At 56.9% G+C, this 504-nt stretch carries 1 protein-coding gene and 1 pseudogene; both read right to left on the minus strand.

Annotation, left to right across the window (positions count from 1 at the left end):
- Positions 1–35: 35 nt before the first annotated feature.
- Complete coding sequence (locus AC1DWI_RS26100; RefSeq protein WP_477670049.1) at positions 36–230, minus strand: DUF2905 domain-containing protein; 195 nt, start codon at positions 228–230, stop codon at positions 36–38.
- A 38-nt stretch (positions 231–268) separates the two neighbouring features.
- A pseudogene (locus AC1DWI_RS26105) lies at positions 269–504 on the minus strand (class I SAM-dependent methyltransferase); the annotation flags it as partial.

Below are 504 nucleotides of genomic sequence, written 5' to 3' on the forward strand. Positions count from 1 at the left end.
GAAGGGGTGCGCGTAGTCTTTTGGCGTGATTTGTTTCATATGAGTTTGGCAACCAGCGTGGCGATCAGGCTTAGCAACACCGTGGTCGCCAATGGAATAAACCATTCCCGGCCAAATAGCCTGAAGCGGAAATCGCCTGGCAGCCTGCCGAAGCCCAGCTTGTGCAGCCAGGGCGTGAGGCCGCTGATGACCACCAGGATCAGGAAAATCACGATCATCCAGCGAATCATGGAGGTGCTTTCATATAGGGCATTGTGGCGCGGGGGCCCTACAGGGTGTGGCTTCTGTCGCCCTGAGAAAACCCCGATGCTTCCCATCCTGAATAAGGAGCGTCCGGAGAATCCACCGCAAAGCCGATCACCTTGAACAGTTCGCCCATTTCATGCTCGTTCACCAGCTTTTGCAACATCACCCGGTCTGGCAGGCTGGCGTTTTCCATGCCGTCCAGCAAGCCGCAATTGAGCAAAAACCGCCCCTGGCTGGTGTAGCCCAGCACCTGCAGGC

It is taken from the genome of Polaromonas sp. P3_C2 (assembly GCF_056402675.1).